Raw genomic sequence first — 325 nt, 5'->3', positions numbered from 1 at the left:
ACTTAGTGAGTTGACCACTGCGGAGTGGTAGTTCAGTTGGTTAGAATACCGGCCTGTCACGCCGGGGGTCGCGGGTTCGAGTCCCGTCCACTCCGCCAATTATTAGAAAAGCCCTGCTAGAAATAGCAGGGCTTTTTTACATCTCAAGAAAAGTGTCTTGCCCTTCGGCCGAATGAGTCCAACAAAGGGTTTGCCAGAAGTCCACAATCCCGTCCATTCCGCTACTTATACCAATTCCATTAAATTCATGATCTAATATAGACTCTGAAAGGAGCCTATATGAACTCAGATTTATCAAAGCTTATCGGCGCAACCTCCAACGCGA

Annotated in this window: 1 tRNA gene; it reads left to right on the top strand. The window is 47.4% G+C overall.

The features are described from left to right. Window positions 1-21: 21 nt before the first annotated feature. Window positions 22-98, top strand: a tRNA-Asp gene (locus AACR09_RS18690). The last annotated feature ends 227 nt before the right edge of the window (window positions 99-325 follow it).

It is taken from the genome of Vibrio sp. OPT20 (assembly GCF_963889365.1).
Lineage (GTDB): Bacteria > Pseudomonadota > Gammaproteobacteria > Enterobacterales > Vibrionaceae > Vibrio > Vibrio splendidus.
Note: the sequence above shows the minus strand (reverse complement) of the source record. Positions and strands in the feature narration are given on the sequence as shown.